Source organism: Streptomyces sp. NPDC002734 (assembly GCF_040295685.1).
In the GTDB taxonomy this organism is placed as follows: domain Bacteria; phylum Actinomycetota; class Actinomycetes; order Streptomycetales; family Streptomycetaceae; genus Streptomyces.
Map to the genome: position 1 here is coordinate 1 of NZ_JBEOVU010000032.1, position 13,506 is coordinate 13,506.

Genomic DNA, 13,506 nt, shown 5'->3' on the forward strand with positions numbered 1-13,506 from the left:
GAACCTCTCCGGGGCGAGGAGGGCCAGGACGAGAAGGCCCAGCAGGGCGACGGCCACGACCAGGCAGACGACGCGGCGCGCAGGAGGGGGCGGCGCCGGTGACGGCCGGGCTGCCGGTCCGCGGGCGGGGAGGGAGGGGGAAACCGGCCCCCACAGGTGGCCGGTCGGCCGCTCCGCGGTGACTGCTCCGGCAGCGCGGCCCTTGGACGCGCCACCGCCGCTCACGGTTCCCCGGTCATGCCCCGCCATCGCGACCGCAGCGTGCGCACCGTCTCCGTGACGGCCGGACGGCGGGCCGCCTCCTGCCGCCACACCGCGTACAGCCGCCGCACCGGCACCGGTTCCATCGGCACCGTCACCACCTCCTCGGGCAGCGGCCCGCGACCCAGGCGGGGGATCACCGCCACCCCGAGCCCGGCCGCCACCAGCGCCACCAGGGTGGGGTTCTCGTCGGCGGTGTGGACCACCCGCGGCTCGTGCCCGGCCGACCGCATGGTCCGCAGCAGCCAGTCGTGGCAGACCCGCCCCGGCGGCTGGCAGACCCAGTCCTGGCCCGCCAGTTCCTCGCCCCGCACCCCGGCCCGGCCGGCCAGCGGATGCCCCCGCGGGACCAGCAGGTCGCTGTGGTCCTCGCCAATCCGCCGCCGCGCCAGCCCCGGCGGGAGCGCCATCGGGGCCACGTCCCAGTCGTGCGTCACCGCCATGTCGACGGCGCCCTTGGCCACCATGCCCACCGACAGGTGCGGGTCCACCTCGCTGAGCCGCACGTCGAGCGCCCGGTGACGCGCCGACAGGTCCGCGAGCACCCCCGGCATCAGCCCGCGGGCGGCCGAGGGGAAGGCGGCGACCGTCAGCCGCCCCGACGGCTCCCCGCGCCGCTCCTCCAGGGCCGCCTCCGCCTGCTCCACCAGGCCCAGCAGCTCCCGCGCCGTCTCGGCCAGCTGACGCGCCTCCTCGGTGAGCCGCACGCCCCGGCCCTGCCGCTCCAGGAGCACCGTGCGGGTCTCGCGTTCCAGCTTGGCGATCTGCTGGGACACCGCGGAGGGCGTGTAACCCAGCGACTCCGCCGCCGCGTTGACGGTTCCGTGCACGGCGACCGCGTGCAGCGCGCGCAACCGCTGAAGGTCCAGCATGGTCCGGCCTCCCTCGCGACGGACACCGCCCGTCGATTCAGCGTTCCTACATCCACCCGTGCAGTAATCATCGCTGGTGCTTCACGGTGGTGGCGACGGATGCTCGACGCATGCGACCTACTCATCTCCTGCTGGCCGTGTGCGTGGCGGCCACCTGGGGCGTCAACTTCGTGGTGATCGAGGTCGGCCTCGACCACTTCCCGCCCCTTCTGCTGTCCGCGCTGCGGTTCCTCCTCGCCGCCCTGCCGGCCGTCTTCCTGGTCGGGCGGCCGAAGGTCGCCTGGAAGTGGATCGTGGGCGTCGGCCTCGCCCTGGGCGTGGCCAAGTTCGGGCTGGTCTTCGTCGGCATGGACCAGGGCATGCCCGCCGGGCTCACCTCGCTGGTCCTGCAGATCCAGGCCGTCTTCACCGCGCTGTTCGCCTTCGCCGTGCTCGGCGAACGGCTCACCGGGCTGCGGGTCGCCGGCATGACGGTCGCGGTCGCCGGGATAGCGGTGGCGGCCGTCGACGAGGGAACGACAGGGCCGCTGCACGCCTTCGCCCTGGTGATCCTCGGCGGCGCCTGCTGGGGCGTGTCCAACGTCCTCACCCGCAAGGCGTCCCCGCCGGACGCGCTCAACTTCATGGTCTGGGTGAGCACCGTGCCCGTGCTCCCGCTGCTGGCCCTCTCGCTGCTCACCGAGGGCGCCGACCGCGACCTGGCGGCCCTGCGCGACCTCGACATGGAGGGCGTCGGGGTGATCCTGTTCATCGCCTGGGTCAGCACCGTCTTCGGCTTCGGCGCCTGGGGCTGGCTGATCAAGCGCCACCCGGCCTCCACGGTGGCCCCGTTCTCGCTGCTGGTGCCGGTCTTCGGGATGGCCTCCGCATGGCTCCTGCTGGACGAGACGGTGAGCCCGCTGCGCTGGGCCGCCGCCGCCCTGCTGGTCGCCGGCGTCGCCATGACCTCCCTCGTCCGCCCGGGCCGCAGCCGCGTGGTCGCCGTCGGGGCCGGTGGTGCAGACTCCACGGCGGACGCACCGACGAAGGAGGACCCGGATGACCTTCCGGCTGACCGCCCCGACCCTGGAGGGCTCACGGGTACGGCTGGAGCCGCTGCACCCGCGGCACGCGGCTGACCTGGCCCTCGCGGCGGAGGAGGACCGGTCCACCTTCACCTGGACCTGGGTGCCCCGCGCGGACGAGGTCCCGGACTACATCGCCACCCAGCGGGGCCGCGCCGAGGAGGGCACGGTCGCGCCCTACGCGCAGATGTCCCTGGCCACCGGCCGCGCCGTCGGCTGCACCTCCTTCTGCACGCCGCGCGCCTGGCGGACACCCGGGCGGCTGGACGCGGTCGAGGTGGGGTGGACCTGGCTGGGCCGCTCGGCGCAGGGCACCGGCGTCAACACCGAGGCCAAGCTGCTGCTGTTCCGGCAGGCGTTCGAGGGCTGGGGCGTCGGCCGGGTGGACCTGATGACGGACGCCCGCAACGCCCGGTCCCGTGCCGCGATGGAACGGGTGGGGGCCCGGCCCGAGGGAGTGCTGCGCGGCTGGGGCGTCTCCCGGGTCCCGGGGGAGGAGGGCCGGCTGCGCGACACGGCCGTCCACGCGGTCCTCGCGGAGGACTGGACCGAGGTTCGCGAGAAACTCGAAAAAATCTTGTCCGGCCGTACAACCTCCGCCCCACCTCGCCGGTCTTAGTCGGCGTCAGGAGTTCTGGAGGGGGATCCGGGGGGATCGGAAAAGCTTCTGGCGGGGGGAGAAACCGAAGGGGCCCGGTCCACAGGACCGGGCCCCTTCGTCATGCGCACCGTCCTCGACCCGGCCGGTCAGAAGAACACGCCGCAGCGCAGGAGGACGTTGGCGTACGGGGCCGCCTCGCCGGTGCGGACCACCAGCCGGGCGTCGCGGGAACGCAGTTTGAGCTCCTCGTGGGGGACCAGGCGCAGCGCGGGCAGGCCGGCCAGCAGCGCGGAGGCCGCCGGATTGGCGTCCCGCACCTCGGACGCGGCGACCGCGCCCTCCACGACCAGTTCCTCCAGCAGCCCGTCCAGCACCTGTGCGAAGGACGGCACCCCGGCGCGGAACGCCAGGTCCACCACCCGTGGGCCCGCCGGTATCGGCATGCCCGCGTCGCAGACCAGCACCTCGTCGGTGTGGCCCAGCTCCGCGAGGGCGCCCGCCAGGTGGCGGTTGAGGATCCCGGACCGCTTCACAGCGCGTCGACCTCCTCGGCCGTCGGGTAGGACGCCTGGGCGCCCTCCCGGGTGACCGCCGCCGCGCCGACCCGCGCCGCGTAGGCGGCCGCCGCCGGCAGGGACTCGCCGAGGCCCAGCCGCCAGGCCAGCGCCGCGGTGAACGCGTCGCCCGCGCCGGTGGTGTCCACGGCCTCGACCCTCACCGACGGCACCCGCGTGACGTCGACCTGGGCCGCCGCGCCCTGCGCCGACGGGTCCGCCGCGCCCTGCGCCGAGGGGTCCGCCGGGGCCGCGCGTCCCGCCGCCTCGGCCGTCACCGCGCCCTCCGCGCCCAGGGTGACCACCACCGAGCGCGGCCCCAGCGCCAGCAGGGCCCGGGCCCACTCCTCGGGGGAGTCGCCCAGCGGCCCGTCGCCGGCGATCACCCGCGCCTCGTGCTCGTTGACGATCAGCGGGTCGCAGGCCGCCAGCAGCTCCGCGGGGAGCTCCCGCGGCGGCGACGGGTTCAGCACGAACCGCGTCCCGGGCGCCAGCAGGCGCACCGCCTCGGTCACCGTCTCCAGCGGGATCTCCAGCTGCGCCGAGACCACCGGCGCGCGGCGCAGCACGCGCTCGGACGCCGTCCGCGCGTCCTCGGGCGTCAGCCGCCCGTTGGCGCCGGGCGACACCACGATGCTGTTGTCACCCGACGGGTCCACGGTGATCAGCGCGACGCCGGTGGGCGCCCCGCCGGCCGCCACCGCGGCGGTGTCCACGCCGGAGGAGGACAGCGAGTCCAGCAGCAGCCGCCCGTGCGGGTCGTCGCCCACCCGGGCCACCAGGGCCGTGCGCGCCCCGAGCCGGGCCGCGGCGACCGCCTGGTTGGCGCCCTTGCCGCCCGGGTGGACCGCGAGGTCCGAACCCAGCACGGTCTCGCCGGCGGCGGGCCGCCGCTCGACGCCGATCACCAGGTCGGCGTTGGCCGACCCGACGACCACCAGGTCGTAGTCGAACATCACTGTCTCCCTCGTCTTCCTCACCCGGACCGTCGGCTTCCTCGTCCGGACCCGTTGCCTCTTCGGACCGTCAGCCGCCGAACGAGCCGACGTTCTCCTTGGTGACGACCTTCACCGGCACCTTGACCAGGTCCTTGAGGTCCTTGCCCTCGGCCGCGTCCAGCGCGTTGCGGACGGCGATCTTCCCCAGCTCGGTGGGCTGCTGGGCGACCGAGGCGTAGAGGGTGCCCGTCTCGACGGCCTTCAGGCCGTCCGGGGTTCCGTCGAAGCCCACGACCTGGACGTCCTTGCCCGCACGGGAGCCGAGGGCCTTCGCGGCGCCGAGCGCCATCTCGTCGTTCTCGGCGAACACGCCCTGCACGTCGGGGTGCGCCTGGAGCAGGTTGGTCATGACGTCCAGGCCCTTGGTGCGGTCGAAGTCCGCGGGCTGCTTGGCGACCACCTCGATGCCGGGGAACTCCTCGAGCCCCTCGGCGAAGCCCTGGCCGCGCTCACGGCTGGCGGAGGTGCCCGCCTGGCCCTGGAGGATCACGATGGAGCCCTTGCCGCCCAGCTTCTCGCCCAGCGCGCGGGCCGCCATCCGGCCGCCCTCGACGTTGTCGGACGCGACCAGCGTGTCCACCTCCGCCTTGTTGACGCCGCGGTCCACGGCCACCACCGGGATGTCCGCCTTGTTGGCGGAGCGCACCGAGGGGCCCGCCGCGTCGGAGTCCACCGGGTTGACGACGATGGTGGACAGGCCGGAGCTGGTGAAGTTCTGCAGCTGGTTGGCCTGCTGGGAGGCGTCGTTCTGCGCGTCGGTGACGGTCAGGTCCACGCCCAGCTTCTTCGCCTCCTGCTCCGCGCCCTGGCGGATCTGCACGAAGAACGGGTTGTTCAGGGTGGACAGCGACAGACCCACCTTCTGCTTGGCGGCCGAGTCGGAGCCGTTGTGCAGGAAGGACATCGAGGCAACCACCGCGACCGCGACCACGGCGGCCAGCAGGTAGGTCACGGCCTGCTTGCCGCGGTTCCCGCCGCCGCCCGCCGGGGAGGCGGCCGCCGGGGTGGCGCCGGCCTTGCGGCGGACGGTGTCCAGCAGGACGGCGAGCGCGATGACCACACCGATGACGACCTGCTGCCAGAACGCGGAGACCGAGAGCAGGTTGAGACCGTTGCGCAGCACGGCGAGGATCAGCGCGCCGATGAGCGTGCCGGAGGCCTTGCCGACGCCACCGGCCAGCGAGGCGCCGCCGATGACGACCGCGGCGATCGCGTCCAGCTCGTAGCCCTGCGCGGCCTGAGGCTGCGCGGAGGACAGGCGGGAGGCCAGCACGATGCCCGCCGCGGCGGCGAACAGACCGGACAGGGCGTAGATCGCCAGCTTCTGCTTCCTGACCTTCAGGCCGGACAGCCGCGCGGCCTCCTCGTTGCCGCCGATGGCGTACATGGAGCGGCCGATGTAGGTGCGGCCCAGGACCAGCGCCGTGATCAGGCCGAGGACGACCATGACCAGGACCGGCACCGGCAGCCAGCCGCCGAGGGTGTCGCCGAGGTGCGAGACCGACTCGGGGAACGGGATCGGGCTGCCCTGAGAGATCACCAGCGACAGACCGCGCGCGATCGACAGCATCGCCAGGGTGGCGATGAACGGCGGCAGCTTCCCGTACGAGATCAGCACACCGTTGACGAGGCCGCAGGCCAGGCCGGTGGCGACGGCCAGGATCACGGCGACGACGACCGGCACGCCCTCGGAGGTGGCCGTCCAGGCCAGCACGGTCGCCGACAGCGCGGCCACCGAGCCCACCGACAGGTCGATGCCCGCCGAGACGATCACGAAGGTGACACCGAAGGCCAGGATCGCGGTGACCGCCGCCTGGACGCCGATGTTCAGCAGGTTGTCCGCGGTCAGGAAGTCGCCGGAGAGCGCCGACATGGCGACCACCAGGACGATCAGCGCGGTCAGCGCGCCGTTGTCGAGCAGGATGCGGCGCAGGCCGCCGGCGCCACTCGCGCCCGGCCTGCTCTTGAGCGTGTCAGTGGCCACGGTCGGCCTTCCCTTCCTTGGTTCCTGCGTTCCCGGCCTCTTCGCCGGTGGCGTGCGTGGTGTGCGTGGACTGCGGGGACTGCGTGGGCCGGGTGGAGACGGCGAGGGCCATCACCGCGTCCTGGGTCGCCTCGTCGGCGGGCAGTTCGCCCGCGATCCGGCCCTGGGCCATCACCAGCACCCGGTCGCTCATGCCGAGCACCTCGGGCAGGTCGCTGGAGACCATCAGGACCGCGGCTCCGGCGGCCGTGAGTTCGTTGATCAGCTGGTAGATCTCGACCTTGGCGCCCACGTCGATGCCTCGGGTCGGCTCGTCGAGGATCAGCACCCGGGTGTCGGCGAGCAGCCACTTGCCGATGACGACCTTCTGCTGATTGCCGCCGGACAGCGTGCGCACCTGCTGGTCGAGACCGGCCATCCGGACGCCGAGCTGCTCGGCGATCCGCCCGGCGGCCTGCCGTTGGCCCTTGCGGTCCACCAGCCCGGCCTTCGTCGACGACCGGAGGGTCACCAGGCCGAGGTTCTCCGCCACGGAGGCGTCGAGGACCAGACCCTGGCCCTTGCGGTCCTCCGGGATCAGCCCGATCCCGGCGTCCAGCGCGGCGTTGACGTCGTGGCGGCGCAGGCCCTTCCCCGCCACCGTCACCGTGCCCGCGTCGTAGGGGTCGGCGCCGAACACGGCGCGCACCACCTCGGTGCGGCCCGCGCCGACCAGGCCGGCGACGCCGACGACCTCGCCGGCCCGCACCTCGAAGGACACGTCGTGGAAGACGCCGTCGCGGGTCAGCCCCTCCACCCGCAGCAGCGGCTCGCCGGCCGTGGCCCGCTCGCGCGGGTACTGCTGCTCGATGGAGCGGCCCACCATCAGGCGGACCAGTTCGTCCTCGGGTGCGGAGGCCGGGACCTGGCCGACGCTGCGGCCGTCGCGGATCACGGTGACGCGGTCGCCGAGGGCGGCGATCTCCTCCAGGTGGTGGGTGATGAAGACGACGCCCACACCGTCCTCGCGCAGCCGGCGGACGATCGAGAACAGCTTCTCGACCTCCTCCGAGGTGAGCACCGCGGTCGGCTCGTCCATGATCAGCACGCGGGCGTCCAGGCTGAGCGCCTTGGCGATCTCCACCATCTGCAGGCGGGCGATGCCCAGTTCCCGCACCCGGGCCCGCGGCGAGACCCGCACCCCTACCCGTTCCAGCAGCTCGGCGGCGTCGGCCTCCATGCGGCGGCGGTCGATCATGCCGAACCTGCGGGGCTGGCGGCCCAGGAAGATGTTCTCGGCCACGGTCAAATCCGGGACCAGGTTGAACTCCTGGTAGATGGTGGCGATGCCGAGCTTCTCGGCGTCCTGCGCGCCGCCGATCGTCACCTCCCGGCCGTCGACCAGGATGCGGCCCTCGTCCGGGCGGTGGGCGCCGGAAAGCGTCTTGATCAGCGTGCTCTTGCCCGCGCCGTTCTCGCCGAGCAGCACGTGCACCTCGCCGCGCCGCAGGTCGAAGTCGACGCCGTCGAGCGCGACCACGCCGGGGAAGGCCTTGCGCACTCCTTCGATGCGCAGCAACTCGTCCGTGTCGCTCACGGGTTGCTCCTCTTCTGGGGGTCGGTCCCGTTCTCCGGACCGGTCCCGGTGTCAGGGCCGTCCTCGCCGCAGGAGCGGCGGACGACGAGCCGGGCGGGAAGGGTGACGGACCGGGCGGCCCGGCCCTCGATGCGGTCGACCAGGGCGCGCACGGCCGCACGGCCGAGCTCGCCGGTGGGCTGGGCGATCGCGGTGACCGGGGGGTCGGTGTGCACGAACCAGGGGATGTCGTCGAACGCCGCCAGGGCGATGTCGTGCGGCACCCGCAGGCCGCGCGAGCGCACGGCGTCCAGGGCGCCGAGCGCCATCAGGTTGTCGGCGGCGAACACGGCCTCCGGAGGCTCGGGCAGGTCCAGGAACCGCTCGGTGGCGCGCCGGCCGCTCTCGGCCTGGAAGTCGCCCTGGCCGATGTAGGCGTCGGGCAGCTCCAGACCGTGCGCGGCGAGCGCCTCGCGGAACGCCTCGACCCGCTCGCTGCCGGTGGTGGTGGCCGCCGGGCCCGCGATGATGGCGAGCCGCCGGTGACCGAGGCGGTGGAGATGGGCGACCAGCTCCCGCACGGCGTCCCGGCCGTCGGAACGGACCACGGGCACGTCCACGTCGTCCGCGCCGGGGATCCACCGGTCCACGAAGACGACCGGGGTCCCAGCCCGCGCGGTGTCGAGCAGCAGGGGGGTGCCGCCGTCGGTGGGGGAGACCAGCAGGCCGTCGATCCGGCGGTCCCGCAGGTTGCGGATGTGGTGGTCCTGCAGGTCGGGGCGCTCGTCGGCGTTGCCGATGATCACGCTGTAGCCGAGGGCGCGCGCCTCCTCCTCCACGGCCCGGGCGAGCTCGGTGAAGTACGGGTTCAGCACGTCGCTGATCACCAGCCCGAGGGTGCGGGTCTGGTCGGTGCGCAGTGACCGGGCCACCGCGTTGGGGCGGTACCCGAGCTCCTCCACCGCGGCCAGCACCCGGGCGCGGGCGTCCTCGCTCACCGAGGGGTGCCGGTTGAGCGCACGCGACACGGTGGCGACGGAGACTCCGGCGCGGGCCGCGACGTCCTTGATGCCAGGCATGAGCGGTTCCACCTCCTTGTGGAAACGTTTACACGGGTGATTGGAAACGATTACACGGGCGGCTGGCAAGGGTCTGAGGGCCTGTTGTGAGATAGCTCGCTCGGGTGAGCGGGGTGGCCGCGCCGGTCGGCGCGCGAGGGGGCGAGACGTTTCGCGGAAGCGGGCGCATCTCCGTCACCGCGGAGCTACCCGCGAGTAGCATCGCTCCACACCGTTCTGAGGAGACCTCGATGTCCCGCTCGCCCCTCGCCCTCGCCGCCCTCCTCGCCACGGCCGGCGCCGCCCACTTCGCCCGTCCCCGCGTGTTCGACGGGATCGTCCCCCGCGGCCTCCCCGGCTCCGCCCGAGCCTGGACCTACGCCAGCGGCGCGGCCGAACTCGCCCTGGCCGCCGGCCTCGCCGCGCCCCGCACCCGGCGCACCGCGGCCCTGGCGACCACCGCCTTCTTCGTCGGCGTCTTCCCGGCGAACGTGAAGATGGCCCGCGACTGGAGCCGCCGCCCCGCCTCGATGAAGGCCGTCGCCTACGGCCGGCTGCCCCTCCAGGTCCCCCTGGTGCTGTGGGCGCGTGACGTCGCCCGCAAGAGCTGACCGCCCCTCACCCGGGGGTTTTCCACAGGCCCCCGGCGTTGTCGCCGCCCGGCGGTAACGTCGGAGCATGGCAACTCCGCCCACCAGCAGGCTCGCCACCCTCGAAGGCGTGCTCGAGCGCGTCACGTACGCGAACGAGGAGAACGGCTACACCGTGGCCCGGGTCGACACCGGCCGCGGCTCGGGCCCGGGCGAGTTGCTCACCGTCGTCGGCGCGCTGCTCGGCGCCCAGGTCGGGGAGTCGCTGCGGATGGAGGGCCGTTGGGGCTCCCACCCCCAGTACGGCAAGCAGTTCCACGTCGAGAACTACACGACCGTCCTGCCCGCCACGGTCCAGGGCATCCGCCGCTATCTGGGATCCGGCCTGGTCAAGGGCATCGGCCCGGTCTTCGCCGACCGCATCACCCGCCACTTCGGAACGGACACCCTCACCGTCATCGAGGAGTCGCCGCAGCGCCTGATCGAGGTCCCCGGCCTCGGTCCCAAGCGGACCCAGCGGATCATCGCCGCCTGGGAGGAGCAGAAGGCGATCAAGGAGGTCATGCTCTTCCTCCAGACCGTCGAGGTGTCGACCTCCATCGCCGTGCGCATCTACAAGAAGTACGGCGACGCCTCCATCTCGGTCGTCAAGAACCAGCCCTACCGCCTCGCCGCCGACGTCTGGGGCATCGGCTTCCTCACCGCCGACAAGATCGCCCAGTCCGTCGGCATACCGCACGACAGCCCGGAGCGGGTGAAGGCCGGGCTCCAGTACGCGCTCTCCCAGTCCGCCGACCAGGGCCACTGCTTCCTGCCCGAGGAACGCCTGATCGCCGACGCGGTCAAGCTGCTCCAGGTGGACACCGGCCTGGTCATCGAGTGCCTCGCCGAGCTGGCCGAGCCGGGGCCGGACGGCGAGGAGCCGGGAGTGGTCCGCGAGAAGGTCCCCGGACCGGACGACGACGGCAGCCCGGTCACCGGCGTCTACCTGGTCCCCTTCCACCGGGCGGAACAGGCGCTGGCCTCCCGCCTGCTGCGGCTGTTGCGCGCCGACGACGACCGGATGCCCTGGTTCCGCGAGGTGGACTGGGACCGTGCGTTGAGCTGGCTGCGCACCCGCACCGGGGCCGAGCTGGCGCCGGAGCAGGAGGCCGCCGTGAAGCTGGCCCTCACCGAGAAGGCCGCCGTGCTCACCGGCGGGCCCGGCTGCGGCAAGTCGTTCACGGTCCGCTCGATCGTGGAACTGGCCCGCGCCAAGCGGGCCAAGGTGGTGCTGGCCGCGCCCACCGGCCGGGCCGCCAAGCGGCTCGCCGAGCTGACCGGGGCCGAGGCCTCCACCGTCCACCGGCTGCTGGAGCTCAAGCCGGGCGGGGACGCCGCCTACGACCAGGACCGCCCGCTCGACGCCGACCTGGTGGTGGTCGACGAGGCGTCCATGCTGGACCTGCTGCTCGCCAACAAGCTGGTCAAGGCCGTCGCCCCCGGCGCCCACCTGCTGTTCGTCGGCGACGTGGACCAGCTGCCCAGCGTCGGCGCCGGCGAGGTGCTGCGGGACCTGCTGGCGGACGGCAGCCCCGTCCCGGCGGTGCGCCTGACCAAGGTCTTCCGCCAGGCGCAGCAGTCCGGCGTGGTCACCAACGCGCACCGGATCAACGCCGGGCACCATCCGGTCACCGACGGCCTCAAGGACTTCTTCCTGTTCGTGGAGGAGGACACCGAGGAGGCCGGCCGCCTCACCGTGGACGTGGCGGCCCGGCGGCTGCCCGCCCGCTTCGGCCTCGACCCCCGCCGTGACGTACAGGTGCTCGCCCCCATGCACCGTGGCCCGGCGGGCGCCGCCGCGCTCAACGGCCTGCTGCAGCAGGCCGTCACCCCGGCCCGCCCGGACCTGCCCGAGAAGAGGTTCGGCGGACGGGTCTTCCGTGTGGGGGACAAAGTCACACAGATCCGTAACAATTATGAAAAAGGGAAGAACGGGGTCTTCAACGGCACGGTCGGTGTCGTCACGTCGCTCGACCCCGACGAGCAGCGGCTCACGGTGCTCACCGACGAGGACGAGGAGGTTCCCTACGACTTCGACGAGCTCGACGAACTGGCCCACGCCTACGCGGTGACCATCCACCGCTCGCAGGGCAGTGAGTACCCGGCCGTGGTGATCCCGGTGACCACCGGCGCGTGGATGATGCTCCAGCGCAACCTGCTCTACACGGCGGTGACCCGGGCCAGGAAACTGGTCGTGCTCGTTGGCTCCCGCAAAGCCATCGGGCAGGCGGTGCGCACCGTCTCGGCGGGGCGGCGCTGCACGGCGCTGGACCACAGGCTTTCCGGTGCGGGGCGGCTCCCGGGGCCCCGACCGCCGGTGTGAGGATTCTTTTCGATAAAAATGATCGATCAAATGGGTCGCAAAGGTCACAGTGGCCTTCCGCAACCGGCCCGCGACGGGCAGGATGAACAGGTTGACGGCACTGAGTGCCGCCGATGGGCCCGATGGTCGACCCCGAGTGCACTCGCCAGAGCCAGTTGGGGGAAGGTAGAGGCGGTCAGGGCACCTCGAAGATGAGGACTAGGTCGGTGAGGGAAGACGTGAGCGACAACTCTGTAGTACTGCGGTACGGCGACGGCGAGTACACCTACCCGGTGGTCGACAGCACCGTCGGCGACAAGGGCTTCGACATCGCGAAGCTCCGGGCCCAGACCGGTCTGGTGACCCTGGACAGCGGCTACGGCAACACCGCCGCCTACAAATCCGCGATCACCTATCTGGACGGTGAGCAGGGCATCCTGCGTTACCGCGGCTACCCGATCGAGCAGCTGGCCGAGCGGTCGACCTTCCTGGAGGTCGCCTACCTGCTGATCAACGGCGAGCTTCCGACGGTCGACGAGCTCACGACGTTCAAGAACGAGATCACGCAGCACACCCTGCTGCACGAGGACGTCAAGAACTTCTTCCGCGGCTTCCCGCGGGACGCCCACCCGATGGCGATGCTGTCCTCGGTGGTCTCGGCGCTGTCCAGCTTCTACCAGGACAGCCACAACCCGTTCGACGAGAAGCAGCGACACCTCTCCACGATCCGCCTTCTCGCCAAGCTCCCGACGATCGCGGCGCACGCGTACAAGAAGTCGGTCGGCCACCCGTTCGTCTACCCGCGCAACGACCTCGGCTACGTCGAGAACTTCCTGCGCATGACGTTCTCCGTGCCGGCGGAGGAGTACGAGCTGGACCCGGTCGTGGTCTCGGCGCTCGACAAGCTGCTGATCCTGCACGCGGACCACGAGCAGAACTGCTCCACCTCCACGGTCCGCCTGGTCGGCTCCTCGCAGGCCAACATGTTCGCGTCCATCTCGGCCGGCATCAGCGCCCTGTGGGGCCCGCTGCACGGTGGCGCCAACCAGTCGGTGCTGGAGATGCTCGAGGGCATCCAGGCCAACGGCGGCGACGTCGACTCCTTCATCCGCAAGGTGAAGAACAAGGAGGACGGCGTCCGCCTGATGGGCTTCGGCCACCGGGTGTACAAGTCCTTCGACCCGCGCGCCAAGATCATCAAGGCCGCGGCCCACGACGTGCTCTCGGCGCTCGGCAAGTCCGACGAGCTGCTGGACATCGCGCTGAAGCTCGAGGAGCACGCGCTGTCCGACGACTACTTCGTCTCCCGCAACCTGTACCCGAACGTGGACTTCTACACGGGTCTGATCTACCGGGCGATGGGCTTCCCGACCGAGATGTTCACCGTGCTGTTCGCGCTGGGCCGCCTGCCGGGCTGGATCGCGCAGTGGCACGAGATGATCAAGGAGCCGGGTTCCCGCATCGGCCGCCCGCGCCAGATCTACACGGGCATCGTCGAGCGCGACTTCGTCCCGGTGGAGGAGCGCGCCTGACCGGCCGCCCCCCCCGCTTGCCACTGGAGCCGCCCCGGTCCTCTCCGACCGGGGCGGCTCCGGCGCGTCCGGGGGGGGCATCGCGCGGCGGTA

Annotated in this window: 12 protein-coding genes; 5 read left to right on the forward strand and 7 right to left on the reverse strand. The window is 72.5% G+C overall.

All coding sequences use genetic code 11. The features are described 5' to 3' along the window. Both ABT026_RS24860 and ABT026_RS24865 read right to left on the reverse strand, forming a co-directional pair. On the reverse strand, positions 1–63 hold a 63-nt coding region (locus tag ABT026_RS24860; RefSeq protein ID WP_351117445.1), incomplete at its 3' end, for a potassium-transporting ATPase subunit F. A gap of 158 nt (positions 64–221) precedes the next feature. Then, positions 222–1,133 carry a LysR family transcriptional regulator gene (locus ABT026_RS24865; protein ID WP_351117369.1) on the reverse strand — a complete coding sequence of 304 codons (912 nt, stop codon included), beginning with the start codon at positions 1,131–1,133 and terminating at the stop codon, positions 222–224. Positions 1,134–1,243: 110 nt separating this feature from the next. On the opposite strand from ABT026_RS24865, the gene ABT026_RS24870 reads away from it, so the two are divergent. Both ABT026_RS24870 and ABT026_RS24875 read left to right on the forward strand, forming a co-directional pair. Continuing rightward, on the forward strand, positions 1,244–2,251 hold the full coding sequence (locus tag ABT026_RS24870) for an EamA family transporter (protein WP_351117370.1): 1,008 nt from the start codon (positions 1,244–1,246) through the stop codon (positions 2,249–2,251). Beyond that, on the forward strand, positions 2,172–2,816 hold the full coding sequence (locus tag ABT026_RS24875) for a GNAT family N-acetyltransferase (RefSeq protein ID WP_351117371.1): 645 nt from the start codon (positions 2,172–2,174) through the stop codon (positions 2,814–2,816). The genes ABT026_RS24870 and ABT026_RS24875 overlap by 80 nt, the downstream gene beginning before the upstream one ends. 128 nt (positions 2,817–2,944) lie before the next feature. On the opposite strand, the gene rbsD is transcribed toward ABT026_RS24875, so the two are convergent. The 5 genes from rbsD to ABT026_RS24900 all read right to left on the reverse strand — a co-directional run bounded on the left by rbsD (position 2,945) and on the right by ABT026_RS24900 (position 8,968). Continuing rightward, positions 2,945–3,331, reverse strand: a complete 387-nt coding sequence (rbsD, locus tag ABT026_RS24880) for a D-ribose pyranase (RefSeq protein ID WP_351117372.1) — start codon at positions 3,329–3,331, stop codon at positions 2,945–2,947. Next, positions 3,328–4,308, reverse strand: coding sequence for a ribokinase (locus ABT026_RS24885; protein ID WP_351117373.1), 981 nt, complete (start codon positions 4,306–4,308; stop codon positions 3,328–3,330). The genes rbsD and ABT026_RS24885 overlap by 4 nt, the downstream gene beginning before the upstream one ends. 70 nt (positions 4,309–4,378) lie before the next feature. Further along, a complete protein-coding gene (locus tag ABT026_RS24890; RefSeq protein WP_351117374.1) occupies positions 4,379–6,334 on the reverse strand; it encodes an ABC transporter permease/substrate-binding protein in 1,956 nt (651 codons plus the stop codon). Further along, positions 6,324–7,910 (reverse strand): sugar ABC transporter ATP-binding protein, encoded by a 1,587-nt coding sequence (locus tag ABT026_RS24895; RefSeq protein ID WP_351117375.1) that lies wholly within the window; start codon positions 7,908–7,910, stop codon positions 6,324–6,326. Before ABT026_RS24895 ends, ABT026_RS24890 begins: the two co-directional genes overlap by 11 nt. Then, a complete protein-coding gene (locus tag ABT026_RS24900) occupies positions 7,907–8,968 on the reverse strand; it encodes a LacI family DNA-binding transcriptional regulator (RefSeq protein WP_351117376.1) in 1,062 nt (353 codons plus the stop codon). Before ABT026_RS24900 ends, ABT026_RS24895 begins: the two co-directional genes overlap by 4 nt. Positions 8,969–9,198: 230 nt before the next feature. Between ABT026_RS24900 and ABT026_RS24905 the strand changes: the two genes are divergently transcribed. The 3 genes from ABT026_RS24905 (at position 9,199) to ABT026_RS24915 (ending at position 13,413) form a co-directional block, all read left to right on the forward strand. Further along, on the forward strand, positions 9,199–9,558 hold the full coding sequence (locus tag ABT026_RS24905; protein WP_351117377.1) for a DoxX family protein: 360 nt from the start codon (positions 9,199–9,201) through the stop codon (positions 9,556–9,558). Positions 9,559–9,625: 67 nt separating this feature from the next. After that, positions 9,626–11,902, forward strand: coding sequence for an SF1B family DNA helicase RecD2 (recD2, locus tag ABT026_RS24910; RefSeq protein WP_351117378.1), 2,277 nt, complete (start codon positions 9,626–9,628; stop codon positions 11,900–11,902). A gap of 218 nt (positions 11,903–12,120) precedes the next feature. Continuing rightward, the gene (locus ABT026_RS24915) at positions 12,121–13,413 is read left to right on the forward strand and encodes a citrate synthase (RefSeq protein WP_351117379.1); all 1,293 of its coding nucleotides are present in this window, start codon (positions 12,121–12,123) and stop codon (positions 13,411–13,413) included. Positions 13,414–13,506: the final 93 nt, after the last annotated feature.

Coding starts and splice junctions, on each gene's coding strand:
- ABT026_RS24900 (WP_351117376.1), bottom strand. CDS start 8,968: ATGCCTGGCATCAAGGACGTCGCGGCCCGCGCCGGAGTCTCCGTCGCC.
- ABT026_RS24875 (WP_351117371.1), top strand. CDS start 2,172: ATGACCTTCCGGCTGACCGCCCCGACCCTGGAGGGCTCACGGGTACGG.
- ABT026_RS24870 (WP_351117370.1), top strand. CDS start 1,244: ATGCGACCTACTCATCTCCTGCTGGCCGTGTGCGTGGCGGCCACCTGG.
- ABT026_RS24885 (WP_351117373.1), bottom strand. CDS start 4,308: ATGTTCGACTACGACCTGGTGGTCGTCGGGTCGGCCAACGCCGACCTG.
- recD2 (WP_351117378.1), top strand. CDS start 9,626: ATGGCAACTCCGCCCACCAGCAGGCTCGCCACCCTCGAAGGCGTGCTC.
- ABT026_RS24865 (WP_351117369.1), bottom strand. CDS start 1,133: ATGCTGGACCTTCAGCGGTTGCGCGCGCTGCACGCGGTCGCCGTGCAC.
- ABT026_RS24905 (WP_351117377.1), top strand. CDS start 9,199: ATGTCCCGCTCGCCCCTCGCCCTCGCCGCCCTCCTCGCCACGGCCGGC.